General features: G+C 63.8%; 2 protein-coding genes. Both read left to right on the top strand.

What is annotated here, in order from left to right:
• Positions 1-324 (top strand): ATP-binding cassette domain-containing protein (locus tag HNP55_RS23935; RefSeq protein WP_184304925.1); only part of this gene is annotated, 324 nt, incomplete at its 5' end.
• Positions 325-379: 55 nt separating this feature from the next.
• Complete coding sequence (locus HNP55_RS23930) at positions 380-1,588, top strand: ABC transporter substrate-binding protein (protein WP_184304923.1); 1,209 nt, start codon at positions 380-382, stop codon at positions 1,586-1,588.
• The last annotated feature ends 171 nt before the right edge of the window (positions 1,589-1,759 follow it).

The following is a 1,759-nucleotide window of genomic DNA, read 5'->3' as shown; positions in this document are numbered from 1 at the left end:
CGTCACAGCCCGGGCACACGGCTGTCGGGCGGCGAGCAGCAGATGCTGGCCGTGGCGCGCATCCTGCGCACCGGCGCCGACATCTTGCTGCTGGATGAGATCTCCGAGGGCCTGGCCCCGGTCATCGTGCAGGCCCTGGCCCGCATGATCACCACGCTCAAGGCCCAGGGCTTCACCATCGTGATGGTGGAGCAGAACTTCCGCTTCGCCGCCCCGCTGGCCGACCACTTCATCGTGGTCGAGCATGGTGAGGTGGTGGAGTCCTTCCCCGCCGCGGACCTGCCCCAGAAGCAGGCGGTGCTGGATGTGTTGTTGAGTGTCTGAGATCGATTCATTGTTTGACCGCATGCCCACAAGCAAAACCCAAGGAGACAGAACCATGACCCTGAACCTCAAACGCATCGCTCTGGCCAGCCTCACCACCTGCGGCGCACTCGCTGCCCAGGCGCAAGTCTCCGGCGATGTGGTGAAGATCGGCTTCATCACCGATATGTCCAGCGTCTACGCCGACATCGACGGCGCCGGCGGCGTGGAGGCCATCAAGCTGGCCATCGCCGATATGAAGGGCATGGCGGCCGGCAAAAAGGTCGAGATCATCTTCGCCGACCACCAGAACAAGGCCGATGTGGCCGCCTCCAAGGCGCGCGAATGGATAGACACCCAGGGCCTGGACCTGCTGATAGGCGGCACCAACTCAGGCGCCAATCTGGCCATGGCCACGGTGGCGGCCGAGAAAAAGCGCCCCTTCATCTCCATCGGCGCGGGCAGCTCGGCCCTGACCAATGACAAGTGCACGCCCTACACCATCCACTACGCCTACGACACCGTGGCCCTGGCCAATGGCACGGGCGCGGCCGTCACCAAGGGCGGCGGCAAGAGCTGGTACTTCCTGCAGGCCGACTATGCCTTCGGCCAGGCCCTGCAGGCCGACACCGCCAAGGTCGTGGCGGCCTCGGGCGGCAAGGTGGTGGGCACCGTCAAGCACCCGCTCAATGCCAGCGACTTCTCCTCCTTCCTGCTGCAGGCCCAGGGCAGCGGCGCACAGATCCTCGGCCTGGCCAATGCCGGCGGCGACACCATCAACGCCATCAAGGCCGCCAACGAATTCGGCGTCACCAAGAGCATGAAGCTGGCCGGCCTGCTGATGTTCATCAACGACATCCACTCTCTGGGCCTGAAGACCACCGAAGGCATGTACCTGACCGACAGCTGGTACTGGAACCAAAGCCCCGAGGCCCGCGCCTGGAGCCGCCGCTTCTTCGAGAAGATGAAGCGCATGCCCTCCTCCCTGCAAGCCGCCGACTACTCGGCCGTCAGCCACTATCTGAAGGCCGTCGACGCACTCAAGACCGACGATGCCGACAAGGTGCTGGCCAAGATGAAGGACACGCCCATCAACGACTTCTACACCAAGGGCCATATCCGCAAGGAAGACGGCCGCGGCGTGCACGATATGTTCCTGCTGCAGGTCAAGTCGCCCAAGGAATCCGTCGAACCCTGGGATTACTTCAAGGTTGTGACCCGCATCCCCGGCGAAGAGGCCTATACCAAGCTGGCCGACAGCAAGTGCCCGCTGGTCAAGAAGTGACGCTCTGACCCTGGGCCCCGGCCGACAAGGCCGGGGCCGCATCCCACTGGCCACCTTGAACGTTTTGCGCGTGGATTGAAGAAATGACAGACCTCTTCGGCATCCCCCTGCCTGCTCTGCTGGGCCAGCTCCTGCTGGGTCTGGTCAACGGTTCCTTCTACGCGATCTTGT

Origin of the sequence: Roseateles oligotrophus, from assembly GCF_014204525.1 — a bacterium.
In the GTDB taxonomy this organism is placed as follows: Bacteria; Pseudomonadota; Gammaproteobacteria; order Burkholderiales; family Burkholderiaceae_C; genus Paucibacter_A; species Paucibacter_A oligotrophus_A.
This window is presented reverse-complemented; position numbering and strand designations above follow the sequence as displayed.